This is a genomic window from Kitasatospora sp. MAA19 (assembly GCF_029894125.1).
Classification (GTDB): domain Bacteria; phylum Actinomycetota; class Actinomycetes; order Streptomycetales; family Streptomycetaceae; genus Kitasatospora.
On the sequence record NZ_JARXYZ010000009.1, the window covers coordinates 185,550 to 211,792 of the forward strand.

Here is a 26,243-nt window from a genome sequence, read left to right on the forward strand (position 1 = left end):
GCCTCGTCGCCGCTGGGCTGACGCTTCCTTCCGGCCGAGGCAGGAGCGGGCAGGGGGGTGGTCCGCGGCTCGGCGCCCGTCGCGGGCCCGATCGGGCCTTCCGGTGAGAGGAGGCGCTTCAGCCGCGCGGGCCCGGTCTCTGGCGTCGACATGGCCTCATCTCGATTCCTGGGAGCTAGATCCATAGTCTAGACTGAAAATCTAGTCAGTGCGACTGGGGGAGTGACGGCCACGCGTGCGCGATCAGCCCGACGCCCAGCGGTTCGCCTGTCCGACCCAACCACTCAGGAGGCACCCGCATGACGCGCGGATTCGACGTTGTGGAGACCGGTATCGCCGCCCTGCGCGCGGCGCTGGAGAAGGGCGAGACCACCGCGGTCGAGCTACTCGACGCCTACCTCGCGCGGATCGACGCGTACGACCGGCCCGGCACCGCCACAGCCCTCAACGCGATGGTCGTGATGAACCCGGACGCCCGCGCCGACGCCGAGGCCTCCGACGCACGCCGCGCGCGCGGCGAGACCCTCGGCCCCCTCGACGGCATCCCCTACACCGCCAAGGACAGCTACCTCGCCAAGGGGCTGACCGCCGCCGCCGGCTCGCCCGCCTTCGAACACCTCGTCGCCCAGCGCGACGCCTTCGCCATCGAGCGGCTGCGCGCCACCGGGGCCGTGCTCATCGGCCTGACCAACATGCCCCCGATGGCGAACGGCGGCATGCAGCGCGGCGTCTACGGCCGCGCCGAAAGCCCGTACAGCGCCGACTGGCTCACCAGCGCCTACGGCTCCGGCTCGTCCAACGGCTCGGGCACCGCCACGGCGGCCTCGTTCGGCGCGTTCGGCCTCGGCGAGGAGACCTGGTCCTCGGGCCGGGCACCCGCCTCCAACAACGCGCTGTGCGCCTACACCCCCAGCCGCGGCGTGATCTCGGTGCGCGGCAACTGGCCGCTCGTCCCGACCATGGACGTCGTCGTCCCCCACACCCGCACCATGGCCGACCTCCTCGAACTGCTCGACGTCATCGTGGCCGACGACCCGGACGCCCGCGGCGACCTGTGGCGCTCCCAGCCCTGGATCGCACTCCCCGCACCGTCGCAGGTGCGCCCCACCTCGTACCCGTCGCTGGCCCCCACGAACGCGGCAGCGGCGCGCGCCACGCTCGCCGGCAAGCGCGTCGGCGTCCCCAGGATGTACATCAACGCCGACCCCGGCTCCGGGACCAACCCCGACGGCGGCATCGGCGGCCAGACCGGCCAGCGGATCGAGACCCGCCCCTCGGTGATCGCCCGGTGGGAAGCGGCCCGCCGCGACCTGGAGGCCGCCGGCGCCGAGGTGGTCGAGGTCGACTTCCCCGTCGTGTCGAACTACGAGTCCGACCGCCCCGGCACTCCCTCGCTGACCACCCGCGGCCTGGTCGGCGCCGACTTCCTCAAGGTCGAGATCGAGGACCTGTCCGCCTGGGCGTGGGACGACTTCCTGCGGGCCAACGGCGACCCCGCGCTCGCCACCCTCGCCGAGGTCGACGGCGCCCGTATCTGGCCCAAGCAGGAGGGTGAACTCCCGGACCGGTACGCCGGTTTCGACGACACGATCACCGACTACCCGCGTTTCGTGCGCGAGCGCCCGTACGCCTCGTTCACCGACATGCCGCACCTCGAACAGGGGCTGCGCGGGCTCGAGGAGACCCGCCGGGTCGACCTGGAGCTGTGGATGGACGAACTGCGCCTGGACGCGGTGGTGTTCCCCACGGTCGCCGACGTGGGCCCCGCGGACATGGACGTGTCCGAGGCCTCCGCCGACCTCGGCTGGCGCAACGGCGTCTGGGTCGCGAACGGCAACCTGGTGCCCCGTCACCTCGGCATCCCGACCGTGACCGTGCCCATGGGCACCATGACGGACACCGGCATGCCCGTCGGGCTGACCTTCGCGGGGCGCGCCTACGACGACAACGCCCTGCTGGCCCTCGCCGCGGCCTTCGAGGCCACCGGCAACCGGCGCACGGAGCCGCCCCGCACACCGCGACTGTCAGCGCAGTGATGCGACGATGCCGCGCCACGTCGGGCGCGTGAGCCGTTTCACCGGTTGGACCGCCCGGCAGAGCCTCGGCGGCCAACTACTCCTCGGAGGTGCCACAGCGGCTCGAACTCACCGACACTGGGCGCGAGTTGTGCGTACGATCGCACCACCGCCGAGACCGCTGCCATCGCCGCCCGCCCGTGCGCCGGCATCCCGGCCGAGGACCTCGCCGCCGCCGACCGCGTGCGGGCCCTGATCATCCAGCGCCCCAGCGCCGAGCTGTCCGGGGCCGGGCCCGGCGGGTCCCGGCCCCGGGCCGCCTTCCGGGCCGCCTCCGGAAGGCGGCCCGGGCATCGTCCGTGCGCCACCGGGGCGATCGGATCCGCAGTTGCGCGGTCGGCGGTTGTGTTGGATCCGCTTCGGAAGGGATTTCCCCTAGGGTCGCGCTATGTCGACTCCGGTTTCCTCCCCACGTGGCCTGGTGCTGACGGTGTCGGCACTCGTGGTGTGTGCAGGAACGGATCTGCTGAGCAGATCATCGCTTTCTGCGACCACGCCGATCATCGCGTCCGTTGTGGCGTCTTCGGCACTGTGGGCCGTACCGTGGGCGGGGATTGCGCTGCGGATGGCGTCGATCGCCGCGCAGCCGGCGATCGAGCCGCGCCGGGACTTCACCGCCGGCCACGCGTGCTTGATCACGAGTATCGCGGTCAGCTCCATGGCGATCGCCGCGTTCCTCAGCTACGTCGCGCGGTTGCGGATGACGCGGGACCGGGCGCTGGAGCGTCGGGGGGTGCTTGAGCCGCCTGGCCGGATGGGGGACCTGGCGATCGCGGTGCGGTACGCATCGGCGGCCGGAGCCGGGCGGGACCGGGGGGTTCTGTACGAGGTGATGGAGACCCCGTTCGGGGCCCGGGTGGTGATGGGGGATGTGCACGCTGGAGGACGGCCCACGGTGATGCAGGTGACTGCCCGAGTGCTCGGGGAGATCAGAGAGGCCTCGCAGTACGAGCCGTCCTTGGACGGGATGGCGGCGAGGGCGGAGGCGTGCGTCTCCCGCTCCGTGGCGGCCGGCGTGTTCATGACGGCGGTGTTCGCCGAGTTCTCCGGGGCGGCGGAGGTGGTGCTGTTGTCGTGCGGACATGCGCTGGTGCCGCTGGTCGCGTCCGACGACGGCGTACGGACGGCGGCATACGGGGCGCGTCCGCCGGTGGGTCTGGCCGAACTCGCCGCGGACGCACCGCTCTTGCGCCAGGAGCTGTTCGCCGCGGGGCAGACCCTGGTGCTGTGCTCCGACGGTGTCGCCGAGGCCCGGGGGCCCGGGGGTGCGTGCTACCCGCTGGAGGAGCGCTTGGCGCGGCTCGCCGTGACCGCTGGATGGCGGATGGGTGGTGTGCAGGAGCGTGCCGAATTGCTGCGTTCGGACCTGCTCGCCTTCGCGGGGGACGGTCTGGGCGATGACGCGGTGTTTCTCCTGGTGGAGCGGGTACCGTCGGCCCGCTCCGCACCCGTGGTGCTCACGTGACGCGCATCGCCCCCGGATCCGTCCAGCCCCCCACGGCCTCCAGTCCGGGCCGGTCGGGGGTGGGGGGCGGAACTCCTGGCGAGGAGACGGCCTGATGCCGGCGGAACTGCGGCTCACGCCCCCTGAAGACGGACCGCCGTGCTGCGGATGGCGGGGAGCTCGGAGTAGAGGGCGTCACCGGGGCATTCGGTGGCGAAGCCGTCGCGGTGGCCGGAGACGGCGTTGAAATCGACGACCGTGCCCTTCGGGTAGAGGCTGCCGTCGGAGCCGGAGGTGAGCTGGGCCTTGCCGCCGGCCGACCGGCCGGTGAGGCCGAGCTTCCACGCGGAGATCTTCGCAAGGCCGTCCTGCAACTCCTGCGGCGGGGCGTCCGAGCTGTAGGTGCCGATGGCTGCGATGCCGGAGGAGTTGGTGTTGAAGCCGAGTGTGTGGGCGCCAAGGACGGGCTGGTCAACGCCGCCGGCGCGACCCTCGTAGATGGTGCCGCAGCGGTCGACCAGGAAGTTGTAGCCGATGTCCCGCCAGCCGTTGCTCTGAACGTGGTACTGGTAGACCGACCTGATCACCCGGGGGGCGTCGCTGCAGGCGTAGTCGGTGGCGGTCGCCGTGTGGTGGACGAAGGCCACCCGGACCGCGCCGGTGTAGACGAAGCCCGGTTCACGGATCGACTCGTCCGCACCCCAGCCTGCCCGGGTGACGACGCCGGGGCGCGGAGCCGCCGCGGCGTCGGGTCGGGCCGGGCGTTCGGGCAGTGTCTGGGCCTCGGTGGAGACGGCTCCCTGGCCGGGGTCGACCAGTTCGACCCGCAGTCCGCGCGGCAGGCCGGCCGGACCGGGGTACACCTCGACCGCAACGCCGTCGCTGCGGCCGGTCCACAGCGGAGCGGTGGCACCGTGCGGCGCGGCGTCGGGGCTGTCCGCGGCATCGGTTTCCAGCTGGTGCCAGTCGCCCCAGCGGCCGGTGGCCGCGTCCCGGGTGCGGACCCGGACGGTACCGCCGGCCATCGCCGCCGGCGGTCCGTCCCAGCCGACGCCGAGCAGTTCGAACGGTCGGGTGGCCCGGGGCGCGACGGCACCGCCGGCGGTGAGGGCGACCGAGGTGACCGAGCCACCTCCGGCGGAGGTACGCGGTGCCGGGGCCGGGGCAGGGGCAGGGGCACCCGAGCCGTCCACAGCGGTGGCCGTGGGCTGGAGGAGCAGGGCGGTGGTGCAGCCGGCAAGGACGGCTGCCGGAATTGAGATCCTCATGAAACGGATGCTCGCCACGATTCGTCACCCCTGCATGTCGCCGACGGTCGGCGGATCGTCACGGAAGGCCGTCGGGACGCGGGGACGGGGGTTCAGGAAACCCTTGGCCGGGTTCGACCGGTCAGGCGATCGGCACCGGCATCCGCGTGACTTTCGGGGGATCCGTCGTGCGGAGAAGTTCATCCGGCGCCGACGGCACGGTCCCGGTTCCGTCGCGGGCGCGACGGCGCAGGGGCAGCGCGGAGCGTGCGGGCGGCGTTCCCCCGGGCACCGTAATTCACTGGGCCGAAGTGGTTAATCCGCGGCGACGCGCGCCACGGCCGGGTGGTAGAGGGGCGTATTCAGAAGATCCGTTTTGCGGATCATCCAGGAGCGTCATGCGAACTCGAATCACCACTCTGGTCCTGTCTGGACTGACATCGGCGGCCCTCGTGTGGGGCGCCGGCGGCACGGCCTTCGCCTCGTCCGTCACCGACTACAGCGCGGCCTCCGACTCGACGGAGGCCCAGGGCGAATGGGTCGACAGCCTTCTGCACCTGGCCGAAGGGAGCAGCACCCCGGCGGAGAACGCCTGGACCTTCACCAGCCTCAGCGATCTCCGGTCGGCACAGACCATCCGCCCCGCCCACCGGGCCGACGGTGACACGGAGCCCGAGGCGGCCCCGGACGACGGCCAGGAACCGGGCTCCGCGCAGCCGGGTGACGCGGTGCAGCCCGGCGAGCAGGGTGCCGAGCGGCAGCGGCCGGCGGAGCAGGCGCCGTCGACGCTTCCCGGGCCCCTGGGGAACCGTGGCAGCGAGAACTTCGGCGGGGCCGGGCACGAGAACCACGGCCACATCGGCGGCTACGGCCCCGGCGAGTGCATCTGCCTGCCCGGCCTGCCCGGCCTCCCCGGCCTCCCCGGCCTCCCCGGCGGACACGGGGAGCACGGCGAGCACGGCGAGCACGGGCAGCACGGGCAGCACTGCGAGCACGGCGAGCACGGCGAGCACGGCGAGCACGGCGAGCACGGGCAGCACGGGCAGCACGGCGAACACGGGCAGCACGGGCAGCACGGCGAACACGGGCAGCACGGGCAGCACGGCGAACACGGCGAGCACGGGCAGCACGGCGAACACGGCGAGCACGGGCAGCACGGCGAACACGGCGAGCACGGCGAACACGGCGAGCACGGCGAGCACGGCGAGCACGGGCAGCACGGGCAGCACGGCGAACACGGCGAACACGGCGAACACGGCGAACACGGCGAACACGGCGAACACGGCGAGCACGGCGAGCACGGGGGCCAGGAGCAGGGCCAAGGCCAGCACGGCGCGCAGAACCAGGGCCAGGACCAGCACGTCGACGTGGCTGTCATCGTGCAGAACACCGTGGCCAACAACCTCAACAACAGCGCCAACAACAGCGCCACCAGCAACTCGACCAACTCCGCGCAAAACCTGAACAAGATCAAGCTCGTCGCGGAGGAGGCGGCAGCACGGCCGCCACACAAGCCGACCCACCACGGCGGGCACGAGGTGACGCCCGGCCACCACGGTGCGGACGAGGAGCACCACGGCGGACACGAGGTGACGCCCGGCCACCACGGTGCGGACGAGGAGCACCACGGCGGACACCACCACGGCGAGCTGGCCCAGACAGGCGCTCCGAAGACACCCGTCCTGGTCGGCCTCTCGGCCGCGTTCCTCGCCGCGGGCGCCGCGGCCATGCGGCTCAGCCGACGCCGCGCCTGACCGGTCCCGACGGCAGGTGAGCGGGTAGCGCTCGAAAGCACTCTCGACAGTGGCCTCCACCAGGCAGTCGTCCTGGTGGAGGCCACTGTCGTGACAAGTCCAGGCCGGGCGGGGCGCTCAACCACAGTGGTTCGCCCAGCAGTTCGCACCGGGCGGCACGGCGTCCTCACCGACGGCAGCCCGCTCGGCATCACCGCCGCCGACGTCTTCACCGTCCGAGACGGCCAGATCGTGCGCATGCGTGCCTACACCGACCCCGCCGAGGTGCAGTCGGGGTCGCCCTACCCCCTTTCACCTGCAGCGGTTCGCGTGGTGTCGACAGCCGAGACCTCAAGGAATCGGCCTCGCCGTTCCTCAACTATCCTGAAGTGAAAGTTAGTTGGATCTAGCCGACGGGAGCGACGCCGCAGTGTGCTGACGGTTCGCCAGTGTTCACTTCGCACACAAGCGCCCGTTCTAGCCCATCGGCGCTCATGGGCGCTCATCGGGCCTGGTCCACTTGATCACCGACGCCGCGGGTGTTCCTCTCGCCGCCACCTCGACCGGCGGCAACCGCGATGACGTCACCCAGCCGATCCCACTACTGGAGGCGACCGCCCGTGCGGGGCAGGCGCGGGCGACCTCGGCGTCGCCCGGACGTCGTCCTCGGCGACCGCGGCTACGGCGGCTACGGCGGCTACGGCGGCTACGGCCACGACAAGTACCGCTCATCGCCGTCGGTGTCAGGCACATGCGCCATGGTGGGGCGGTGTCCGAAGTCTGGCCGGGCCGGGGGTGAGGGCGTTGACGCGGATGCCGCGGCCGGTGAGTTCGGCGGCTCAGGTGCGGGCGAGGCTGCGGATCGCGGCCTTGGTGGCGGCGTAGACGCCCAGGCCCGGGACGCCGCGCAGGGCCGCGCTGGAGGAGAGCAGGATCACCGAGGCGCCGGCCGACAGCAGCGGGAGCGCCTTGGGGACGGGTGGCAGTCAGTCTCCTGGCGGAGCCCAGGCGCAGGCCAGCGAGCCGCCGATGAGGCCGGGCAGCAGGCCCAGGAAGAAGCCGCCGAAGTTGGCGAGCGGCACGGAGACCAGTGAGAGCAGGATCGCCGCGACCCCGGCGAAGATCCGCACCTGCGGCTGGAGCCAGAGCGTGACACCCACCGTGATCAGCAGGCTCCCGATGAGGAGTGAGCCCGCGCCCGCGGCGGTGGAGAGCGCCAGGCCGACACCGCCCAAGCTGAGGTGGGTGTAGGGGAAGGGGAAATAGAGGATCGGCAGGCCGGCGCCGAGCGTCAGCAAGCCGGCCCAGAACGGGCGGGTGCCGCGCCAGACCCGGAACTCCCACCGGGCCGCGGCGATCGCCTCGCGCGGCCCGGACCGCGGGGCCGTGGTTCCGTTCCACACGTGGCAACTCCCTGCGTTGTCTTTCCTTGGGACTGAGGCGGGCCATCGGGCCATCGGGATATCGGGTCAGCGGGTCAGAAGCACTCGGCCCGGCCTCGCACCAGCGACACGTCCAGTCCCGGAACGTCGAAGCTGCCGGCCGCCACCGCGACCGCGGTAATCCGCACGTCCGTCAGGTTGATTGAACTTGCCTGCTGTGCTGGGCTGTTGGGGTTGAAGAAGCGCGAGTCCCGGTCGCCCCGGCTGACTTCGCCAGTAGTGAGCGATCCGGCGGCGACCCCGATGTCGAGGCGTTGGCTGCTCGCCTCGCCGGCCGCCAGGTGCTTCGCGTCGATGAAGAATCCCTTCACGGTGGCCGGTCGCCGGCCACCGGTGAGCCGCAGCGTGAAGGGGCCGAGCACCGGAATCGGGAAGACGGCGGACTGGCAGAGCCCGTGGATCGTGGCGGACTCGAACCCCGTCACCGCGACCGGCACCTGGACGTGCTCGCGGGTGACGTCCACCGTGCCGTACAGGCTGAAGCCGTCACCATGGACCTCGTCGGCGGAGAGCTTGAACTCCTCCCCGGAGATGAGGAACGACGCGGCGAGCGCGTTCTCGGCCACGCCGGCGGCGAGGACCGCGGTGGCCGCGAGACACGGCAGCAGGATGACGGCGAAGCGCTTCCAGCGGGTCCTGCCGAAGCGTTGCGACATGCCGTCTCTCCCTGGCGTGGACCGTGGCTCCCGGGCGCCCGTGCGACCGGCCGGGAGTGGACGCAAGGGACACCGCACCGGCTGCTCGGGATCGAAAGACTGAACATGGCCGATCATGCGGTGTAGGACATGGCTCCGCAAACCATTCGCGACCACATTGCCGCCCATGTTGCCGCACATCACTCCGGCGGCCCATCGGCCACGGCATGGGGGCTCGGTGAACAGCGCGTCGGTGCGGTCAATGGGATCATCCGAAGGGCAGCGCAGTGACCGACTGTCCCGGGACCCCGGCGGCCGGGGATGCTGCTGCCGGCCGACCACGGCTTTCCCGGCGTGGCGCTGCGAAAGAAGGCCCAGGCCACCGGCGCCGACCTGCCGTGGCGGGTCCAGGCCGGCTGGAAACCACCACCCGAACAGGTCCTGGCGTGCGGCTCCCGAGGAAGCCGCACACGCCCGCCCCGGCATCATCCACGCCACTGCCTCGCTCAACGGCCGACAGGGCCCCTGGGCCGGGCGCGTGGGCTTCGACCAGAGCGCCGGAAGCCTGACCGACGCACCACCAGCGGCGGCGACACCCTCACACAGACTCCGCGCAGCTGGGTCGACGAGGACTTCCGGATCGACGCCACAAGGCCGTCACGCTTTCGGGACCGCCCGACCTCATCGGTGCGCCGCTCCGCGCCCCGGACGGTGCCGGGTCAGCTGTAGGGGCGGGTGATGAGCTCCATGACGTGGCCGACCGGATCCAGGAAGTACACGCCGCGGCCGCCGTCGTTGTGGTTGATCTCGCCGGGGCGCTCGCGGTGGGGGTCGGCCCAGAAGCTGAGCCCGCGCTGTTGGATTCGCCCGAACGCGGCGTCGAACTCTTCCTCGGAGATCAGGAAGGCGTAGTGCTGCGCGCTGATCGAATCGGGGTCGCTGGTCGCGAAGTCCAGCGTGACCCCGTTGCCGGTGGAGACGGGGACGAATGGTCCCCAGTCGGGGCCGGCCTCAAGGCCAAGGATGGCGGCCAGGAATTCGGCGGACTCCCGCTTGTCCCGGGCGTGGACGATGGTGTGGTTCAGTTCGACTGCCATGGCGGAGCGCCTCCCGTAGGGCCTCTCTCACGGACACCTCCATGTCTCACCCCGTCGGTGACCGACACGCGATGCCGCCTGTTCGTCGTCAACGGATCTCCGCACGGTTTTCATCCGCCCGACGGGGATCCGTTCAGGGTGCGGCCGGGCCGCGCAGCCCCGCCGGCCCGGCCGTGAGGAGGCCCGCCCTTGCCGAGGGTCTCGTCCGCTCTGGTGGGAGGAACCGTGTGAGGGTGCACAAGTGCCGACCTCGTCGCTCGGGTCGGCGCTCCGGCAGAGCCGACAAGCTCCCCGGCATGATGACCGGCCGCACTGCCGCGAGGTCCGCCGACCCAGGTGCTGCGTCGGACGCGGTTGCCGGTACGACCCGACACCGTGCCGCGTCGGCACCGCGACCTGGTCGCCCGCCGTCACGCCGCCCGGTCTCGGCCGAAGCACGGAGAGCGACCGCGCGCCGTACGCTCCGTCCGCGCCCTCGTCCTGCGCCCGGCCACCACCGAGTCGGCTTGCCCTCGCCATGGGAATCATTGCCGATTCCCGACGGCGCGCGCCGCCACGAGCTCCTCTTCATCGGCGCGGACCTGGACCGGGACCGCCTCCGGGCGCCGCTGGACGCGGCCCTGCTCGACGACGGCGAACTCGCGCTCGGCCCCGAGGCCTGGCGGCGCCTCCCCCGCCCCCCTGCCCCCTGCCAGGCAGCCCCGGCCGAAGGCCGAACGCCCCGGGTCTCCACCGGCCGGCGGGTGCGCGCGGTCGACAGGCGGCGGTGAACTCGCCTCATCCACTGGACAATTGATGGGCAACGCCAGGTAAAGGCTGCGAACGACGCCTTGAGGGCGCCGACGACCCGTCAGTAACGTCGAAGGCCACACCCCGACGGCAGTCGCCGTCCGCGGTGCGGCCTTTGACGCGCGGTCTCATGTCATGGCCCTGCCACTCCAGGTGTGATGGGGGGATGCTCCCGCTTCCCCGCCTTCCGTACAGCGCAAGCACCAAGCCGGCCCACGGCCACCAGCCGGGGCCGGCCAGCACATGCCGCGATCCGTCAGCACGGGCCCGAGCCCGTCCCGGCGAGCACCCCAGTTGCCGGCACCGGCCGCGCCCTCACCCCCACGGAGGGTCGACTCTTGCGCTTCCACTCCCCCAGCAGCCCGCGCCCGCCCCGGGCGCGCAGGCTGCTCGCCACCCTGCCCGCCCTGGCCATGGCCGCCACCGGGCTGCTCGCGACCACCGCCCCGACGGCCACCGCGGCCACCGCCGCCGCGCCGCACTCCACCGTCAGCACCAAGCGCCTGTGCGCGGCCCCGAGCCACCCCGGCCAGATGGCCTGCCTGGCCCTCGCCCGCACCGACCTCCCCCAACAACCCACCCTGGCACCGGACATCACCCCCTCCGGCTACGGGCCGAGCGACCTGGCCTCCGCCTACAACCTCCCCGCCTCGGCTGGCGCCGGCGCCACCGTCGCCATCGTCGACGCCCAGGACGACCCCAACGCCGAGTCCGACCTGGCCGCCTACCGCTCCCAGTACGGGCTGCCCGCCTGCACCACGGCCAACGGCTGCTTCAAGAAGGTCGACCAGCGCGGCGGCACCAGCTACCCGACCGCCGACAGCGGCTGGGCCGGCGAGATCTCGCTGGACGTCGACATGGTCAGCGCGGTCTGCCCCAACTGCCACATCCTGCTCGTCGAGTCCGACGACGCCAACATGTCCAACCTGGGCGCCGCCGTCAACACCGCCGTCTCGCTCGGCGCCAAGTACGTGTCCAACAGCTACGGCGGCGGTGAGGACTCCACCGACCCGAGCTCCGACGCCAGCTACTTCAACCACCCCGGCGTCGCCATCACCGTCTCCTCCGGCGACTCCGGCTACGGCGTCGAGTACCCGGCCGCCTCCCAGTACGTCACCGCGGTCGGCGGCACCAGCCTCAACCACGCCTCCAACACCCGTGGTTGGAACGAGTCGGTGTGGGGCAGCAGCGCGGGCGGCAACGGCGCCGGCTCCGGCTGCTCCGCCTACGACCCCAAGCCGAGCTGGCAGCAGGACACCGGCTGCGCCAAGCGCACCGTCGCCGACGTCTCCGCCGTCGCCGACCCGGCCACCGGCGTCGCCGTCTACCAGACCTACGGCGGCTCCGGCTGGAACGTCTACGGCGGCACCAGCGCCTCCTCCCCCATCATCGCCGCCGTGTACGCGCTCGCCGGCACCCCCGCCGCCGGCACCACCCCGGCCTCCTACCCGTACGCGCACACCGGCTCGCTGTACGACGTGACCAGCGGCGCCAACGGCAGCTGCTCACCCTCCTACCTGTGCACCGCCGCCACCGGCTACGACGGCCCGACCGGCCTCGGCACCCCCAACGGCACCGCCGCCTTCACCTCCGGCAGCACCGGCGGCAACACCGTCACCGTCACCAACCCGGGCAGCCAGTCCACGGCGCAGGGCTCCTCGGTCAGCCTGCAGATCCACGCCACCGACTCGGCCCCCGGCCAGACCCTCACCTACGGCGCCAGCGGCCTGCCCACCGGACTGTCCATCAACACCACCACCGGCCTGATCACCGGCACCGCGACCACCGCCGGCAACTCCACCACCACCGTGACCGCCACCGACGGCACCGGCGCCGGCGGCACCACCACCTTCGGCTGGACCGTCACCGGCACCGGCGGCGGCTGCACCGCCGCCCAGCTGCTCGGCAACCCCGGCTTCGAGACCGGCAGCGCCACCCCCTGGACGGCGAGCTCCGGCGTCATCGACAACTCCACCGGCGAGCCCGCCCACGGCGGCAGCTGGAAGGCCTGGCTCGACGGCTACGGCTCCAGCCACACCGACACCCTCGCCCAGACGGTGACCGTCCCCACCGGCTGCAAGGCCACCCTCAGCTTCTACCTGCACATCGACACCGCCGAATCCGGGTCGACCGCCTACGACACGCTCACCGTCCAGGCCGGCACCACCACCCTGGCCACCTTCAGCAACGTCAACGCCGCCGCCGGCTACACCCTGCACAGCTACGACCTCAGCGCCTTCGCCGGCCAGAGCGTGACCGTCAAGTTCACCGGCACCGAGGACTCCTCCCTCCAGACCAGCTTCGTCATCGACGACACCGCCCTCACCACCTCCTGACACCCTGCCGGGGCGGGCCGCGGCACCCAGCCGCGGCCCGCCCCCGCGCGGAGCTCACCGCGACCACCGAGCAGCACACCGGGGCCGGCGGTCGGCGTGATGTCGCACGGAGTGCGACAGCGGCCCGCGCATCTGTGCCGGGTCGGTCCGGGACGCCGCGTCAACTCGGCGGCCAATGCTGCTTTTTGGCATAGACACCGCAAAATCTTCACCTCCGCGCTGTCCGACACATGGACGTCCACCGCTCCCGGATGCTGGGGTGATTCCCCCCACACACACCCTCGTTCGGGAGGAACCAGATGCGCGTGTCCCCCATCAGGGCGATCGCCCACGCCACCGTCACCCTCGCCCTGGCGGCCCTCGTCACCACCTCGCTCACCACCGGCGCCGAGGCGCACGGAACCACCCACCGCGGCGTCAAGCCGCTGACGCACGCGGGTCAGCTGCAGCCCGCCGCCCGGAGCACCAACACCCTCTCGGTCGGCTCCAGCGCCAGCCAGGGCGTCGTCTCGCCCACCCCGAAGGTCTACCTGGTCTTCTGGGGCTCCCAGTGGTCCTCCGACCCCGCCGGGGTGGCCCCCGACATGCAGAACATGTTCAAGGGCCTCTACGGCAGCAAGGACACCTGGGGCACCATCCTCAACCAGTACTGCGAGGGCGTCCCGAAGGGCACCACCGCCTGCGGCACCAACGGCATCCACGTCAGCCACCCGGCCACCTCCCCGCTGGCCGGCGCATGGTTCGACAACGCCGCCGCCGCTCCGGGCAGCGCCACCGCCGCCCAGCTCGCGGCCGAGGCCGCCAAGGCCGCCGCGCACTTCGGCAACACCACCCAGGCGCCCAACCTCAACGCCCAGTACGTGATCGTCTCCCCCACCGGCACCCACCCGGACGGGTTCCCCAACAGCGGATTCTGCGCCTGGCACGACAAGACCAGCTCCTCGTACGGCACCCTCGCCTACACCAACCTGCCGTACATCCCGGACAGCGGCGCGGGTGCCTGCACCACCCTCACCGACGGGCGACTGCTCTCCGGCATCGAGTCCACCGAGACCCACGAGTACGCAGAGACCGTCACCGACTTCTGGCCCAGCATCGGCTGGAACGGCGGCGGCGGCGAGATCGGCGACGCCTGCGTCCAGCTCGACGCCTACCTCACCCTGAGCACCGGCACCTTCGACGTCCAGGGCCTCTGGTCGAACAGCGCCAACAAGTGCGTCACGCACGGTTGATGACGTAAGCGCGGGCCCGGCCGGTGAGCCGGCCGGGCCCGCGTCCCCGGTTCAGCGCTCCGCCCTGAGCCTTCCGGGTCCATGGCGAGGTTGCGGCCGAGTTGGACCACCCAGTCCGCCGCGGGGTGTGCGGTGACGCCGAGGATCAGGAAGTTGGCTGCGCAGAAAGCGAGTTGGGACATCTTCCTGCTTCCCTACCGCATGAACCGATCCCGGTGTGCGGCTATGTCGAGGTCCGGCGCCCGCCGGCCGCTCAGCTCTGCAGCAGGCGGTTGAAGAAGGTGCGGTACTGCTGCAGCGCGACCCGCAGTTCCTCCGTCTCGACCGTGTCGCCCCGGTTCCACTGGCTCTCGAGGTTGCGCCTGCGGTCCGCGAAGGACTCGGCCAGCCGCTGCATGAGGTCGGCAACGAGGGCGTCCGCAGTGTGGACGGCCGCCCGGGGGTCGTCGACGAAGTCCGTCTGCACCTGCTGCCAGCGCACCCGCAGCTCCTGGGCCTCCGCCGCGGGCAGCAGTGGTTCACGATCATCCCGGCCGTCGTCCTCCCGGTCCGGGTTCCCGTCCTCGTCAGCCCGGCCGTCGTGGCCGCTCTTGTCGCTCGGCCCGGTGCCAGTGCCCGCGTTCGTCGAGCCGGCGCCCTCGTCCGTCCGCCCAGTGCCCTGCTGCGGCTGCGGGCCGCCCGAGGCGGGAACGTCCTCCGGGCCCTCGCCGGACGGACGGCCGGTGGCCTCGCCCGGGAAGACGGCCCGCTGCTCCCCGCGCTCCTGTTCGTCCGTGCCGAACGTCGCGCCGGCCTGCTCCGCCGACCCGGTCTTCTCCTGTCCCTTCTCCTTGGCGGCGGCGATGTCCTCTGTGGTCATCCGTCCTTTGTCGTCGTAGTGCATCTGCGACATCCCTGTCATCCTCCTTCGGTCGCCGTGCCCCGCCCCCGCGGCTCGTTGCCGTCGAGGAGCTCCGAGAACAGCGCGCGGTAGTGCACCATCGCGCCCCGGAGTTCCTCGGTGGTGGCGTTGTCCCGTCGAGCCTCGGCGTTGATCGCGTGGGCGACGCGATAGTGCTCCAGGGTCTGCCCGTGTTCGACGGAAAGATCGCGGAGCCGTTGTTCGTAGTCCTCGGTGGGGTAGCCGCGGTCGTGCATCAGCAGGGTGACCAGCCGATCGGCGCGCTGCACCGCCTCGCCGGGCCGGTCGACGAACTCCTGCTGGACACGCGTCCAGTCCTCGGCGTACTGCTGTCTGGTGTCCGGCGGCAGCGGCTTGATCCTCAGCTGTTCGTGGCGCTGCTCACGCTCCCGCAGCTCCCGCTCGGCGGACAGCCGGTTGCCGGAACGGCGGACGGCCCTGTCGTACTCCGGGCCGAACTGTTGCCGCAGCCGGCGACGGCGGCTCAGGTACCACAGCACCGCGGCGGCCAGGATCAGCACGACCGCGACGGGGACAATGATCGCGATGAGGGTCCCAGTTGACATCAGGTCCTCCCTCGTTCTTCGATGCCGAGCCGCTGCCCGGAATCGGCGGGTCGAAACGTGCTCCCGCCGCCGAACGTCCGTCGGAGCCAGGGGAGGTCCGGTGCCCGAAGCCGAACGGCAACGCGAGGGCCACCTCAGGCCTGCCACTGCTGGTAGCCGCAGCGGTCGGGCAGTTTGGTGCGGTAACCGGCGGCGTCGCGGGCCACCGCCTCCACCTCGGCAAGCACCGCCTCGGGCAGCACGACGTTCTTCGCACCCGTCCCGCTCGGCGCACCGCCCCGCCGACCCGGATCGCCCCGCCGCGACCCGCTCGACCCACGTGGGCGGTCAGCCGCAAGCACGCGGTGGGGCACCTCTGCCCGCTCCGGTTCGGTGCTCGCGGACCAGGTGGGCCGCGAGGCTGCCGCGTTCAGCCCGAATCGGCCAGTTGGCGCAGTCGGTGGGCCAGGGTCCGCCGGTAGTGCGACCAGGACGGTCGGTACTGCGGGTGAGGTGAGTCAGCGGGCGGGACGGATCGATCCCGTTCGTGGCTGTCCGTCCCGGTCGCCCTCGCCGGTGAGGCCGGCCCTCAGCTCATCGAGGCAGTGGGCCAGCAGGCGGGACACGTGCATCTGCGAGACCCCGAGTCGGTGCCCGATCTGAGCCTGGGTGAGGCCCTCGCAGAACCGCAGGGAAAGCAGCCGCCGCTCGCGCTCCGGCAGTGCGGCGATCAGCGGCTTGAGTGACTGCATGTCCTCCACCATGGCGAGCGCCGGGTCGTAGCAACCCAGCCGGCCCTCCAGAGCGGTGTCCGCGCCGCCGTCCTCGATCGGCGCGTCCAGCGACATCGTGGTCCGTGCCCGGGAAGCGACCTTGGCCTCGAGCACCTCGCACTGTGTCAGTACGACGTGGTCGGCCAGTTCCGCCAGGCTGGGTACCCGGCCCAGTTGCTGCTCCAGTTCGTCGGATCCCTTGACGACCGCGATCCGTGCCTCCTGAAGTCGGCGTGGCACGTGGACGCTCCAGGTGGTGTCGCGGAAGAACCGCCGGATCTCACCGACGATGGTCGGCAGGGCGAAGCTGGAAAACTCCACACCCCGCTCGGGGTCGAAGCGGTCGATGGCCTTGATCAGGCCCACCACCCCGGCCTGCACGATGTCGTCCATCGACTCGTGGCTGCCCCGGAACCGACGAGCCGCGAACTTGACCAGTGACACGTTCAGTTCGATGAGCGTGCCACGCACGTAGGAGTAACGCGCGCTGCCCTGCTCCGACTCCCGCAGACGCAGCAGCAGCACCCTGGACAACTCACGTGCCTCGCAGGCGCCGACGGCCAGCGGATCGTCGATCACCGGCAGGTCGTCCAGGTCGGTGGCCGGGGCCGGATCCGCAGTCGTGTCAGCCCTCGCAGTCATCTCACACTCCCTGCTCTCCAGGCTCCTGTCGACGGCGGCCGCGCCCGGCCCGCAGCGGCTCACCGCTGCAGTGCGAACCGGCCGCCCTCGTCCTCGCCGGCCGCTCCGGCCGACGAATCAAGTTGCTCCGGGTCGGCCTCCTCGCTGAGCAGCGCGAGGAGGGCGCCGATGGTGTGTCGTGCCTCGACGGGGTGGCGCAGCCTGGCCTCGGGGGCGATCCGGTAGCGGTTGCGCCGCCCTTCGCGGGAGCGGGTCAGATAGCCCTCGGCCTCAAGATCCGCGACGATGCCCTGGACCGCACGCTCGGTCAGCCCGCAGGCCGCTGCGACGTCGCGCAGCCGGACGCCCGGGTCCCGAGCGAGGAGGGACAGCACGCGCGCGTGGTTGGTGAGGAACGTCCACCTCGTGCGGCCCTCGTTCGTGCTGGTGTCAGACGTCGTTTCCATGCCCCCATCATACGAATGGCAGTTCGCGCTTTGCAACTAGCGCAATACATTTCGCGTATCTATTGACATGTCTCGCGCCCGGGGCGGAGGATCTGGTTGACAGCACCCGTGCCAGCGGGAGGAGCAAGGTCATGTTGTATCGCCGCGCCCCACGGATACGCAGGCCTGCCGACGCTGCGCCGTCGGGTACGGCGTACGCCGCAGCCACGGGCCAAGGCGAGAACCTCGCCATCAGCTCACGGCGCGATCCGGCCGGGACTGTCATCGTGATGGTGGCCGGCGAACTTGACCACGACAATGCGCACCACCTCCGTCGCGCGCTCACCGCCGCGCTCGCCGGCCTTCCCACCCTCGTCGAGGTGGACCTCGGCGCAGTGACCTTCTGCGACTGCGGCGGCCTGAACGCGCTGCTTCAGGGACGTCGACAAGCACTCGCCTTCAACCGTGCGATGCGGGTGCGAGCAGCGAGCCCGCAGGTCTCACGGCTGTTGCTGCTGACCGACACCGCCGGCCTGCTCGACGGGGCGGCCGACGGCGAAATCCCGCGGTAGCGGCACGGCCCCCCAGACGTCGGGCAGCTGCCGAGGCGGCGGTGTCCCCTGGGGGACGTCCCCTCGGCACAGTTTCGGTCCGGGAGGTGGTGCGCGCTCGCGTTCCTGGTCCGCGATCAGCGCGAACCCGGTGTCGTCGATCCAGTCCGCGCCGGCCAGGTGGTCGCGCAGCTCGCCAGGTCGAAGGTGTCGAGGGCGTGGCCGCACCCCCCCACCTCCGTATGTGGATGAAAGGGTTCCGACCCGGGCCGGTCCGTGACCGTGCCGACTGCAGTGGTCCGCGCAGGTGTTCACGATCTTCGACCGGGACCCGGCGCTCGGCCCGATGACCCTCCGCGAACTCTCCCGGCACGTCCTTCCCGATGACATCTCCGCAACGGGCGCGGCGATGCGCCGGCTGCTGGGTGAAGGCCGGCCGATCGACGTGCCGCTGCGAATCCGCACCCGGCACGGCACCAAGCGCCTGCGGATCGTCGCCGAGGCCGTCACCGACGCCGACGGCGCGCCCGTCGAGGTCCACGGCTTCTTCCAGGACCTGACCGAGCAGGCCCTCGCCCAACAGGCCCTGGGCGGGGCCCAACGGGCGGTCAGCGCCCAGCAGCAGACCCTGCACACCGAACACCTCCTGGCCGCACGCCTTCAGGAGGCGCTGCTCCCCGTCCCGACCCAGCCGCTCGACATCGCCGGGCTTCGCTGCGAGGTCTCCTACCTCTCCGCCGAGGCCGGCACCCCGGTGGGCGGCGACTGGTTCACCGTTCTCGAGATGCCGGACGGATCCGCGCTGCTCACCTGGGCGCAGGCCGGCCACCCGCCCCTGCTCCGGCTGCGCGACGGCGCGGCCGACGCCCTGTCCCGCCCCGCCGGTCGCATTCTGGGGGCCGACCCGGGCAGCGAGTACGAGCTCGCGCAGAGCGAACTGCGGCCTGGTGACCGGCTCTTCCTCTTCACCGACGGTCTGGTCGAACGCCACGGCGAAGACCTGCGCATCGGCCTCGACCGCCTCACCAAGACCATCGAAGACCTCGCGGCGGCCAACCCCTGTGCGGCCATCGCCCGTGAACTCACGGACGGTCGGGCCCGCAGATCCACGCGACGACACCTGCCTGCTGTGCGTCCTCGTCCGCTGAGCGGCTCCTTCGCCCGGGGGCGGCAGACTCCTGGACAGCGCGCGCCCCGGCGGTGGCGGCACTTCGCGGGTCGGGTATCCGCGCAGGTCATCGGACCACCCGAACGGGGCCTGCACCCGGCTCCGGAGCCGTTCGGCCAGCGGAGGCGCTGTCGGCGCAGAGCTGCCGGGCGACCCCGCCGGTCCCCCGATCGCGGGCTGCGGACACGCAGTTGTCGTCGGCGTCGTCCCCGCTTTGCTACGTCTATTCTCGAAGACACTCGCCGGGTCTCGCGGTCGGCGCTCACCGATCGGTGCCTGTTCGACCGGCCACCGGCTGTGTGGAACCGTGTGCCACGGGCAGCCGCCGGAGACGGAATTCGGGCCACCGCCTGGCCGGCCTCAGATGACGAGGTGGACCTGATGACTGACAGCACGGACCCGGGGACCGGCGCCGCCGGACGCCCGGCCGGCGGCCACCTGCTGTCTGGACCTCACGGGCGCGGCGCACCCGGTGGCCCAGGCGCGTAGCTTCGCCACGGAAACCCTGGCGGCATCGGCGACCGGCTCAGCCGAAGATCGCGTCGGCGGCCTTCCTGAGCGCGCTCGGCTGTTTGGGACGCCTCGGCGCGGTGGCCCGGACCTCGATCATGCGAGCGCCGATCCCTTGGAGTTCCTTGCGGCCCAGTGTCTCCCGCACCTGGGGGAACCAGTCGTGCTCCTCCTCCTCGATGTGGCGGCTGACCGCCTCGATGAGCACCGTCGTCTTGGCGTCGAACCGCTCGTCGTCGGGGCCCATCGTGTCCAGTTCGGCGCACAGGACATCAGCGACGTGGTGTTCCTCGAAGGACTCCAGGATGTTCCGCTCCAGCTCCGGGACGAGCTCGCGCACCATGGGGTACATGACCTCGTTCTCGATGTAGGTGTGGACGGTGAGGGCTTCGACGATCTTGTCGACCAGGTTGTGCTTGGTGGCTTTGGCGTCCTCGTCGGCGGCTTCGAAGGCCCGGAACAGCCGGCGGATTTCCTTGTGATCCTCCTTCAGGAGGACGATGGCGTCAGTGGACATGGAAAGCTCCTCTCCAGACTGGGTCGCGTGGGACCAGGACCGTCCCTCCGCGGTGCGGAGACCCGCGCGGATATCGCCAGACGCATCCCCCGCCCAGGCGGGCGGGGACGCAGATGCCGTGTGGCGTCGGAGTGATGTCGGGGTCGGGAGGCACCGGAACCGTACCCGTGGTCACCCACTCCTATCGACCGAGGGCGCGTTCGAGTTGCTTCTTGTTCATCTTCGAACGGCCGTGGATGTTGCGCTGCCTGGCCTCGTTGTACAACTGGTCGTACGTGGGGCCCTGGGCGCCGCTGTGCGAGCGCAGCCCGCCGCGCCGGGAGGAGGACATGTCCTTCACCGAGCTGCGGCTGGCGGTCTTCGACTCCCCGTGCCGGGCCCGCTCCTTGTTGACCGTGCGGGCCGCGATCTCCTCGGCGCGCTTCTGACTTTCACCGCGGTCCAAGGCGCTGTCCTTGATGTGCTCGTACTGCCGCTCCCTCTTCGGACTCGATCCGCGAGGCATGGTCACACCCTCCTGTCCTTGGACTGCCGCGTGTACCCCGCATCCGGGAAACGAACCCGGCACCCGGGCCGGGCAGGCCCGCTCGTCGAACCGACCGTGCGGGCTCTCGCGCTAGTCCCGTGCACCGGGGACGGAGAACTCGGCCCAGACAGCCTTCCCTGCCCGTCCGACGTCGGCGCCCCACCGAGTGGACAGTTCCTCGACGACGAACAGGCCGTAACCGCCCGGTCGCCCAGGGCTCGTCGGGCGCTGCACCGGCCGGACGGGGCTGCCGTCGGTGACCTCGATCCGCACGCTGCCGCCGCGCGCCGTCAGGCTGACCCGGCGTGGACCACGGGTGTGCAGGCGGGCGTTGGCGACCAACTCGCTGACCACCAACACGATGTCCTCCCGCACCGCGCCGCCAACGCCCCACGAAGCCAGCACCTCCTCAGCGAAGTGCCGGGCCACGGCGACGGGGTGCTGCACAGCGGACAAGTCAAGGCAGCGACCCCGCCCGCCGAGGCAGCCGTGGCGTGCTGGCCTGTCCATCGGGTTCACCCCCAAGTCGGCAGGTCCCGTGCTACTGGCGCGTGCCCGGCGACCGCCCCTTTCACACCCGCAGAGCGTGAGCCGCCGATCGCGTGCTCCCGGGGCGGATCGCCGAGTGCCTCCGAAGGAAGCCGGTGAGCAGCGAGCGGCTGCTACGACCCCCGACGGGCCCGGACGACGGCGCGCCCGGCCAACGCGCCGCCGTAGACGGCGCAGCCGACGCCGATCAGCCAGGACTGGACGATCAGCAGCGTCCCGACGGTCCCGATTCACCGGGAGCCGAGGTCCCCGCGCCACACCCGGCCGTCGTTCCCGGGGCGAGCGGCGCCGGGCGGACGTAGGTTGCGGACATGACCAGTGACGAGATGATCCCGGCCGTGGGAGTGCGCCCGATGGACGAGGTGTTCGCCGCGATCGACACGGCCAACCGACGCCCCCGGCCCTGGACCGGCTTCGAGCACGGCGTACTGGGCGCCTACCGCTGGGCCGTCGGCGCCCAGATCGCGGCGCCCGTCACCGCCACCGCCGTGCCCGGCACCGCCGGACCGTGCCGCGCCCAGTTACTGGCCGAGTGCCAGGCCGCCGGCGTCGGCCTCCGGCAGGCCCTGACACGAGGGGCGGACCACGTGTACGTCCTCGGCGCCCACCAGGCACTGGCCTGGATCTGCGGGATCCACGAGGACCGCCCCTGACCCGGCCCCGGCCCGTCCGCGATTCCCGGAACCGGCTGCCCGTTCTCGGGCCGTGATCCGACGACCGCACCCGCGACCTGCGAAAAACGGCACAGCGGCCCTCAGCGCGCCGTACTCGGATGAGAATCCGACGTCGCTGAAGGCCGTCTCTCCGGTGGCCGTCGCAGGTTTCCTTGCCCGTCGCTGCAGGGAACTCGCCGTGCGCCCCGAGGCCGCCGACGCTTCACGTGCCCGTCCCGCGCCGATGCGGCGCAGCCGGGCGGTTCAGTAGTAGTGGCGGCGTCCGCCGATGGCATGCCCGAGGGAACCGGCGATCCACAGGACCAGGCCGATGACGAGCAGCACGATGCCGATGGTCCACAGGATCGAGATGCCGGTGACGAAGCCGATGATGAGCAGGATGACGCCGAGGGCGATCACGGAGGCCTCCCGGGTTGATGAGGGAACGGTACGGGTGTCGGGACGGCCCGCACGGCGGTTCACCGGTCAGGGCCTGTCCACAACCCCCGCGTCTACCACCGCACCGGCCGGGCAAACCGGTCTGCCGGCCGCTGTTCGTGCCCGCCCTGCGGATCCGCCGCCACCCCTTACCCACGGTGGCGACCGCCCCGCCGGCTGTCCGGCGGGGCGGCGCGCGGCGCGGACAGGAGGAGCCGGGCCAGCTCCCGGCCGAGGTTCACCCCGATGGCGAGGGCCATCGCCGTGGCGACAGTTGGGGGCCTACTCGCAGCTTCAGTGAGTACCCACGAGGGGCTGTTGCTCTGCCAGCAGTCTGCGAGCCTGTTCCAGGGCCTGCGCCGGATCGCGCAGGCCGATGTAGACGCAGATCGTGTAGTACACGTCGGCGAGCCGCCGCTCGGCCTCGGTCGTCGGGACTCGCGGGTCCCGGGTGAGCACGTCTGCCTCCGCCACCAGCCTGCGCAGAGCGGAAAAGTCGATCAATGACATCCAGACCCTGCCTTCCCGTACCCGCCCCGGCGCCGGCGCGCTCCTCCTGCCATGGTTCCCGCCGGCCGGGCCCGGCGCCACCGGGACCCCGACGTGGATGCGTCGGGCACCGGATGAGCAGCAGCGCCGCAAGGGCGGCGAGGCCGGCTTCGGCGCTGGAGAGATCGCCCTGGCTGACCGTCGTGCCGACCGTTCCTGCGCTCGGCCGCCCAGCGCTTCGACGAGGCGGTCGGCGGCGAACGCACGGCTGACCAGGGGCAGGGTGGAGTCGAGAACGTCCGGTTGGTCGCGGCGCGCGGTGGTCCGGCCACCGTCGGGCGCGTTCATGGAGTGAGGACGGCGACCCCGGTGACGCGGTCGGCGGCCAGATCGGCGAGTGCGTCCGGCGCTCGGTCCAGGGCGTAGCGCTGGACGTGGACGGTGGGGTGGTGCCGGGAGGTTTCGGCGAGGTAGGCGAGGCCGTCGGCGCGGGTGTTGGCGGTGACGCTGCGCAGGGTGCGCTCCTGGAAGAGGTGGCGTTGGTAGTTGAGGGAGGGGATGTCGGTCAGGTGGATCCCGGCCACGGCCAGGGTGCCGCCGCGGTCGAGTGCCGCGAGGGCGACGGGGACGAGGTCGCCGACGGGGGCGAAGAGGATCGCGGCGTCGAGCGGTTCGGGTGGAGCGTCGTAGGCGTCCGCGGCCGAGGCGGCGCCCAGGTCGAGGGCGAGCCGTCGGGCTTCGTCGGAGCGGGTGAGGACGTGGACCACGGCGCCCCGGGCGAGGGCGAGTTGGGCGGTGAGGTGGGCGGAGGCGCCGAAGCCGTAGAGGCCGAGGCGGCCTCCTGGGGGTAGTTCGGCGCGTTCCAGGGCGCGGTAGCCGATGATGCCGGCGCACAGCAGTGGCGCCAGTTCCTCGGCCGGTGGCCCTTCGGGCAGGTGGTAGGCGAAGCGGGCGTCGACCACCGCGTACCGGGCGTATCCGCCGTGGAGGTCCCAGCCGGTGTAGCGCGAGCGGGGGCAGAGGTTCTCCCGTCCGGCCCGGCAGTACCGGCACTGCCCGCAGGTGCCCGCGAGCCAGGCGGCACCGGCTCTGGCGCCGGGGGTGAAGTCCGTGACGTCGGGGCCGGTGCGCAGGACTCGGCCGACGATCTCGTGGCCGGGCGTGCAGCGCGGGACGCGTGGCTCCAGGTCCCCCTCGGCCAGGTGCAGGTCGGTGCGGCAGACTCCACAGGCCTCCACTTCGAGGAGCAGTCCGTTCGGGCCGGTGTCGTCCAGCGGCCGCTCGACCAGACGAAGTGGGTTGTCGCCGATCGGAGAGGTGTGGTCCACGACCCATGCCGTGGTCGAGGTGGGCCAGCTGGGTGATGCGGTGGACATCGTCATCCCTTCGTCGGCGGCCGACCGTACGGTGGCAGGTCCGCCGGCGCCGGAGAACAGGGTGGTGCGGGTCGGCTCCTGCCACGCCCCTTCACTTCCAGCGTCAGGCCGAAGACCGGGCCGCGCCATGGGTCGGACGGCCCGGTGCGACCGCCCCGGAGCCTGTTCCGTTGTCCCCGCCCCGGTGCGCGCCGAGGTCGTCGACATCCTCGCTGCGCCACCCGCACCGGCGAGGCCGGGGTCAGCGGCCCGCCGCCGTCGCCTCGTGTCCCGTACCGCCAGTGGTCGATCTTTGCCCGGACGTCCGCCAACCCCGTGCCGTCCGCGACCTTGCGCTCCGCTCAGCCGGTGTCGATCCGACGGCCGGTGACCTTGTCCGGGCGGATCCGTACCCACAGCGGGCGGGAGCCGCCGGCCCAGGGTGTGGCGCCGGGCAGCGCCGCCAGCCGCTCCTGCTCGGCCGGGTCTCCGACGTGCTGCGCCTCGCCGAGGAGGAGCACGCTCCACCCCCGGCTCAGGTGGTCGTCGATGTGGTCCACCTGGAACGAGACCGGTGTGCCGTTCCCTGCTGCGGCGGCATCGTGAGCGGCCGTGCGGTAGACGATCGTTCCGGCGTCCACCGCGTAGTTGACCGGGAGGACGGCCGGTGCGGACCCGCCGGGCAGGCCGATCCGGCCGACACCGTGGGTGCCGATCAGCTCCCAGCACTGTGGTTCGGTGAGGTGGAGCAGCAGGGGGCGCGGGCCGGGGTCCGGCTGCCCCGGGGGAGCATCGGCGCGCCCCTCCAGCAGCTCGGACCAGGTCATCCGCAGTGCGGCGGCGATCCGGGCGAACCCGCCCGGATCGAAGGCCGGGCCGGCATCCAGCAGATGCCTCAGGTAGCGGGGCGCCATGGCCGCCTGATAGGCCAACATCTTTTCATCCAGGCCGAGTTGGTCGCGGCGTTCGACGATCCGGCGGGCCACCTCGGCAGGAACGGCTCGCCTGACGGCGTCGATATCGGGGCTGGTGTCCACGGTGTGCCTCCTCGGCTTGCCGGTGCCCGCGGGTCAGGTCCGGAAGAGCGCGACCTTGAGTGCTCCGGTGGCGGCCGCGTCGGCGAAGACGTCGTAGGCGTCCTGCATCTCGTCGAGGCCGAAGCGGTGGGTGACCAGCCCGGCGACGTCCAGTCGGCCGGCCGCCAGCAGGCCCAGTAGCAACGGGGTGCTGTTCGTGTCGACCAGACCGGTGGTGATGGTGATGTTCCGGGCCCAGAGGTCCTCCAGGTGGAGCACCGCCGACCTGCCGTGCACGCCCACGTTGGCGACCCGGCCGCCGGGGCGCACCAGGCGGGTGCACAGTTCGAAGGTCTCGGGCACGCCGACCGCCTCGATCGCGACGTCCACGCCGAGGCCGTCCGTACTCAGCGACCGCGCGGATTCCGGGGTGACCTCGGCGGCGGTGAGCACGGCGTCGGCACCGAAGCGCTTGGCGGCGTCGATTCGGCTCCGGGCGAGGTCGACGGCGAGGACGCGGGACGGGCTGTAGAGGCGGGCGGTGAGGATCGCGGCGAGCCCGATCGGCCCGGCGCCGACGATCACCACGGTGTCGCCCGGGCCGACCCTGCCGTTGCGGACGCCGACCTCGTACGAGGTGGGCAGGATGTCGGCGAGCAGCAAGGCGTCCTCGTCGCCGACGCCCTCGGGCAGCCTGTACAGGGAGGTGTCCGCGAAGGGGGTGCGGACGTACTCGGCCTGGCAGCCGTCGATCAGGTGGCCGAGGATCCAGCCGCCACCGCCCGTGCACTGGCCGTAGCTCGCGCCGCGGCAGTAGGCGCAGCGGCCGCAGGCGGAGATGCAGGAGACCAGGACGCGGTCGCCGGCCGTGACCGTGCGTACGCCCGGTCCGATCTCGGTGACGGTGCCGACGGCCTCGTGGCCGAGGATCCGGCCCTGGGTGACCTCGGGGACGTCGCCCTTGAGGATGTGCAGGTCGGTGCCGCAGATGGTGACCGCGTCCACCCGGACAACGGCGTCCTCCGGGTCGCGGACCACCGGGTTCGGGACATCGCCCCAGGTACGGCGGCCGGGTCCGTGGTAGGTGAGCGCTTTCATGCCGCGATCACTCCTCGGGGAGTGGCGGAGCCGGGACGGTTCCGCTCGCCCTTCCAG

At 72.0% G+C, this 26,243-nt stretch carries 25 protein-coding genes and 3 pseudogenes; 10 read left to right on the plus strand and 18 right to left on the minus strand.

Features of this window, described 5'->3' with window-relative positions; all coding sequences use genetic code 11:
- The first annotated feature begins 299 nt into the window (after positions 1 to 299).
- Both P3T27_RS16785 and P3T27_RS16790 read left to right on the plus strand, forming a co-directional pair.
- Positions 300 to 2,036, plus strand: a complete 1,737-nt coding sequence (locus P3T27_RS16785) for an amidase (RefSeq protein WP_280679132.1) — start codon at positions 300 to 302, stop codon at positions 2,034 to 2,036.
- Positions 2,037 to 2,463: 427 nt separating this feature from the next.
- Positions 2,464 to 3,540 (plus strand): PP2C family protein-serine/threonine phosphatase, encoded by a 1,077-nt coding sequence (locus P3T27_RS16790; protein WP_280679134.1) that lies wholly within the window; start codon positions 2,464 to 2,466, stop codon positions 3,538 to 3,540.
- A gap of 113 nt (positions 3,541 to 3,653) precedes the next feature.
- Here the strand turns inward: P3T27_RS16790 and P3T27_RS16795 are convergent, their stop codons facing one another.
- The gene (locus P3T27_RS16795) at positions 3,654 to 4,787 is read right to left on the minus strand and encodes a peptidoglycan recognition protein (protein WP_280679137.1); all 1,134 of its coding nucleotides are present in this window, start codon (positions 4,785 to 4,787) and stop codon (positions 3,654 to 3,656) included.
- A 377-nt stretch (positions 4,788 to 5,164) separates the two neighbouring features.
- Here P3T27_RS16795 and P3T27_RS16800 point away from each other — a divergent pair, with 377 nt between their 5' ends.
- Positions 5,165 to 6,520, plus strand: a complete 1,356-nt coding sequence (locus tag P3T27_RS16800; RefSeq protein ID WP_280679139.1) for a hypothetical protein — start codon at positions 5,165 to 5,167, stop codon at positions 6,518 to 6,520.
- A gap of 496 nt (positions 6,521 to 7,016) precedes the next feature.
- Positions 7,017 to 7,155 (plus strand): annotated as a pseudogene (locus P3T27_RS16805) (IS5/IS1182 family transposase); the annotation flags it as partial.
- A 186-nt stretch (positions 7,156 to 7,341) separates the two neighbouring features.
- Here the strand turns inward: P3T27_RS16805 and P3T27_RS16810 are convergent.
- The 4 genes and pseudogenes from P3T27_RS16810 to P3T27_RS16825 all read right to left on the minus strand — a co-directional run.
- Positions 7,342 to 7,476: pseudogene (locus P3T27_RS16810) on the minus strand (SDR family oxidoreductase); the annotation flags it as partial.
- A 21-nt stretch (positions 7,477 to 7,497) separates the two neighbouring features.
- Positions 7,498 to 7,857 (minus strand): annotated as a pseudogene (locus tag P3T27_RS16815) (DUF6114 domain-containing protein); the annotation flags it as partial.
- A 119-nt stretch (positions 7,858 to 7,976) separates the two neighbouring features.
- Entirely contained in the window at positions 7,977 to 8,597 is a 621-nt protein-coding gene (locus tag P3T27_RS16820; RefSeq protein WP_280679141.1) for a DUF6230 family protein, read from the minus strand.
- Between the two features lie 698 nt (positions 8,598 to 9,295).
- A complete protein-coding gene (locus tag P3T27_RS16825; RefSeq protein ID WP_280679142.1) occupies positions 9,296 to 9,673 on the minus strand; it encodes a VOC family protein in 378 nt (125 codons plus the stop codon).
- A gap of 527 nt (positions 9,674 to 10,200) precedes the next feature.
- On the opposite strand from P3T27_RS16825, the gene P3T27_RS41005 reads away from it, so the two are divergent.
- The 3 genes from P3T27_RS41005 to P3T27_RS16840 all read left to right on the plus strand — a co-directional run bounded on the left by P3T27_RS41005 (position 10,201) and on the right by P3T27_RS16840 (position 14,030).
- The gene (locus P3T27_RS41005) at positions 10,201 to 10,443 is read left to right on the plus strand and encodes a hypothetical protein (RefSeq protein WP_348534106.1); all 243 of its coding nucleotides are present in this window, start codon (positions 10,201 to 10,203) and stop codon (positions 10,441 to 10,443) included.
- 432 nt (positions 10,444 to 10,875) lie between these two features.
- Complete coding sequence (locus tag P3T27_RS16835) at positions 10,876 to 12,798, plus strand: putative Ig domain-containing protein (protein WP_280679304.1); 1,923 nt, start codon at positions 10,876 to 10,878, stop codon at positions 12,796 to 12,798.
- Between the two features lie 299 nt (positions 12,799 to 13,097).
- On the plus strand, positions 13,098 to 14,030 hold the full coding sequence (locus tag P3T27_RS16840) for a hypothetical protein (RefSeq protein ID WP_280679144.1): 933 nt from the start codon (positions 13,098 to 13,100) through the stop codon (positions 14,028 to 14,030).
- 253 nt (positions 14,031 to 14,283) lie between these two features.
- Here the strand turns inward: P3T27_RS16840 and P3T27_RS16845 are convergent, their stop codons facing one another.
- The 5 genes from P3T27_RS16845 to P3T27_RS16865 form a co-directional block, all read right to left on the minus strand.
- Entirely contained in the window at positions 14,284 to 14,922 is a 639-nt protein-coding gene (locus P3T27_RS16845; RefSeq protein WP_280679146.1) for a hypothetical protein, read from the minus strand.
- 5 nt (positions 14,923 to 14,927) lie between these two features.
- The gene (locus P3T27_RS16850) at positions 14,928 to 15,497 is read right to left on the minus strand and encodes a hypothetical protein (protein ID WP_280679148.1); all 570 of its coding nucleotides are present in this window, start codon (positions 15,495 to 15,497) and stop codon (positions 14,928 to 14,930) included.
- A gap of 134 nt (positions 15,498 to 15,631) precedes the next feature.
- Complete coding sequence (locus tag P3T27_RS16855; RefSeq protein WP_280679151.1) at positions 15,632 to 15,838, minus strand: hypothetical protein; 207 nt, start codon at positions 15,836 to 15,838, stop codon at positions 15,632 to 15,634.
- A 156-nt stretch (positions 15,839 to 15,994) separates the two neighbouring features.
- On the minus strand, positions 15,995 to 16,891 hold the full coding sequence (locus P3T27_RS16860; protein ID WP_280679153.1) for a SigB/SigF/SigG family RNA polymerase sigma factor: 897 nt from the start codon (positions 16,889 to 16,891) through the stop codon (positions 15,995 to 15,997).
- 59 nt (positions 16,892 to 16,950) lie between these two features.
- The gene (locus P3T27_RS16865) at positions 16,951 to 17,337 is read right to left on the minus strand and encodes a winged helix-turn-helix domain-containing protein (RefSeq protein WP_280679154.1); all 387 of its coding nucleotides are present in this window, start codon (positions 17,335 to 17,337) and stop codon (positions 16,951 to 16,953) included.
- Between the two features lie 131 nt (positions 17,338 to 17,468).
- Here P3T27_RS16865 and P3T27_RS16870 point away from each other — a divergent pair, with 131 nt between their 5' ends.
- Entirely contained in the window at positions 17,469 to 17,888 is a 420-nt protein-coding gene (locus P3T27_RS16870; RefSeq protein ID WP_280679156.1) for an STAS domain-containing protein, read from the plus strand.
- 268 nt (positions 17,889 to 18,156) lie between these two features.
- A complete protein-coding gene (locus P3T27_RS16875) occupies positions 18,157 to 19,524 on the plus strand; it encodes a SpoIIE family protein phosphatase (RefSeq protein WP_280679306.1) in 1,368 nt (455 codons plus the stop codon).
- 37 nt (positions 19,525 to 19,561) lie between these two features.
- On the opposite strand, the gene P3T27_RS16880 is transcribed toward P3T27_RS16875, so the two are convergent.
- From P3T27_RS16880 to P3T27_RS16890, 3 genes are all read right to left on the minus strand, one after another.
- Positions 19,562 to 20,062 (minus strand): hemerythrin domain-containing protein, encoded by a 501-nt coding sequence (locus tag P3T27_RS16880; RefSeq protein WP_280679158.1) that lies wholly within the window; start codon positions 20,060 to 20,062, stop codon positions 19,562 to 19,564.
- Between the two features lie 181 nt (positions 20,063 to 20,243).
- The gene (locus P3T27_RS16885; RefSeq protein WP_280679308.1) at positions 20,244 to 20,567 is read right to left on the minus strand and encodes a plasmid stabilization protein; all 324 of its coding nucleotides are present in this window, start codon (positions 20,565 to 20,567) and stop codon (positions 20,244 to 20,246) included.
- 111 nt (positions 20,568 to 20,678) lie between these two features.
- Complete coding sequence (locus tag P3T27_RS16890; protein ID WP_280679160.1) at positions 20,679 to 21,035, minus strand: ATP-binding protein; 357 nt, start codon at positions 21,033 to 21,035, stop codon at positions 20,679 to 20,681.
- A 413-nt stretch (positions 21,036 to 21,448) separates the two neighbouring features.
- Here P3T27_RS16890 and P3T27_RS16895 point away from each other — a divergent pair, with 413 nt between their 5' ends.
- Positions 21,449 to 21,790, plus strand: coding sequence for a hypothetical protein (locus P3T27_RS16895; RefSeq protein ID WP_280679162.1), 342 nt, complete (start codon positions 21,449 to 21,451; stop codon positions 21,788 to 21,790).
- A 264-nt stretch (positions 21,791 to 22,054) separates the two neighbouring features.
- Here P3T27_RS16895 and P3T27_RS16900 read toward each other — a convergent pair whose 3' ends face one another.
- The 5 genes from P3T27_RS16900 to P3T27_RS16920 form a co-directional block, all read right to left on the minus strand.
- Positions 22,055 to 22,210, minus strand: coding sequence for a DUF6131 family protein (locus tag P3T27_RS16900; protein ID WP_280679164.1), 156 nt, complete (start codon positions 22,208 to 22,210; stop codon positions 22,055 to 22,057).
- Between the two features lie 312 nt (positions 22,211 to 22,522).
- Complete coding sequence (locus P3T27_RS16905; RefSeq protein WP_280679166.1) at positions 22,523 to 23,065, minus strand: DUF5133 domain-containing protein; 543 nt, start codon at positions 23,063 to 23,065, stop codon at positions 22,523 to 22,525.
- A complete protein-coding gene (locus tag P3T27_RS16910; RefSeq protein WP_280679168.1) occupies positions 23,062 to 24,093 on the minus strand; it encodes a zinc-binding alcohol dehydrogenase family protein in 1,032 nt (343 codons plus the stop codon). Before P3T27_RS16910 ends, P3T27_RS16905 begins: the two co-directional genes overlap by 4 nt.
- Before the next feature lie 341 nt (positions 24,094 to 24,434).
- Positions 24,435 to 25,109, minus strand: a complete 675-nt coding sequence (locus P3T27_RS16915; protein WP_280679169.1) for a pyridoxamine 5'-phosphate oxidase family protein — start codon at positions 25,107 to 25,109, stop codon at positions 24,435 to 24,437.
- A 33-nt stretch (positions 25,110 to 25,142) separates the two neighbouring features.
- The gene (locus tag P3T27_RS16920; RefSeq protein ID WP_280679170.1) at positions 25,143 to 26,186 is read right to left on the minus strand and encodes an alcohol dehydrogenase catalytic domain-containing protein; all 1,044 of its coding nucleotides are present in this window, start codon (positions 26,184 to 26,186) and stop codon (positions 25,143 to 25,145) included.
- Between the last annotated feature and the right edge of the window lie 57 nt (positions 26,187 to 26,243).

Coding starts and splice junctions, on each gene's coding strand:
- P3T27_RS16785 (WP_280679132.1), top strand. CDS start 300: ATGACGCGCGGATTCGACGTTGTGGAGACCGGTATCGCCGCCCTGCGC.
- P3T27_RS16790 (WP_280679134.1), top strand. CDS start 2,464: ATGTCGACTCCGGTTTCCTCCCCACGTGGCCTGGTGCTGACGGTGTCG.
- P3T27_RS16795 (WP_280679137.1), bottom strand. CDS start 4,787: ATGAGGATCTCAATTCCGGCAGCCGTCCTTGCCGGCTGCACCACCGCC.
- P3T27_RS16800 (WP_280679139.1), top strand. CDS start 5,165: ATGCGAACTCGAATCACCACTCTGGTCCTGTCTGGACTGACATCGGCG.
- P3T27_RS16820 (WP_280679141.1), bottom strand. CDS start 8,597: ATGTCGCAACGCTTCGGCAGGACCCGCTGGAAGCGCTTCGCCGTCATC.
- P3T27_RS16825 (WP_280679142.1), bottom strand. CDS start 9,673: ATGGCAGTCGAACTGAACCACACCATCGTCCACGCCCGGGACAAGCGG.
- P3T27_RS16835 (WP_280679304.1), top strand. CDS start 10,876: ATGGCCGCCACCGGGCTGCTCGCGACCACCGCCCCGACGGCCACCGCG.
- P3T27_RS16840 (WP_280679144.1), top strand. CDS start 13,098: ATGCGCGTGTCCCCCATCAGGGCGATCGCCCACGCCACCGTCACCCTC.
- P3T27_RS16845 (WP_280679146.1), bottom strand. CDS start 14,922: ATGTCGCAGATGCACTACGACGACAAAGGACGGATGACCACAGAGGAC.
- P3T27_RS16850 (WP_280679148.1), bottom strand. CDS start 15,497: ATGTCAACTGGGACCCTCATCGCGATCATTGTCCCCGTCGCGGTCGTG.
- P3T27_RS16860 (WP_280679153.1), bottom strand. CDS start 16,891: ATGACTGCGAGGGCTGACACGACTGCGGATCCGGCCCCGGCCACCGAC.
- P3T27_RS16865 (WP_280679154.1), bottom strand. CDS start 17,337: ATGGAAACGACGTCTGACACCAGCACGAACGAGGGCCGCACGAGGTGG.
- P3T27_RS16870 (WP_280679156.1), top strand. CDS start 17,469: ATGTTGTATCGCCGCGCCCCACGGATACGCAGGCCTGCCGACGCTGCG.
- P3T27_RS16880 (WP_280679158.1), bottom strand. CDS start 20,062: ATGTCCACTGACGCCATCGTCCTCCTGAAGGAGGATCACAAGGAAATC.
- P3T27_RS16885 (WP_280679308.1), bottom strand. CDS start 20,567: ATGCCTCGCGGATCGAGTCCGAAGAGGGAGCGGCAGTACGAGCACATC.
- P3T27_RS16895 (WP_280679162.1), top strand. CDS start 21,449: ATGACCAGTGACGAGATGATCCCGGCCGTGGGAGTGCGCCCGATGGAC.
- P3T27_RS16905 (WP_280679166.1), bottom strand. CDS start 23,065: ATGAACGCGCCCGACGGTGGCCGGACCACCGCGCGCCGCGACCAACCG.
- P3T27_RS16910 (WP_280679168.1), bottom strand. CDS start 24,093: ATGTCCACCGCATCACCCAGCTGGCCCACCTCGACCACGGCATGGGTC.
- P3T27_RS16920 (WP_280679170.1), bottom strand. CDS start 26,186: ATGAAAGCGCTCACCTACCACGGACCCGGCCGCCGTACCTGGGGCGAT.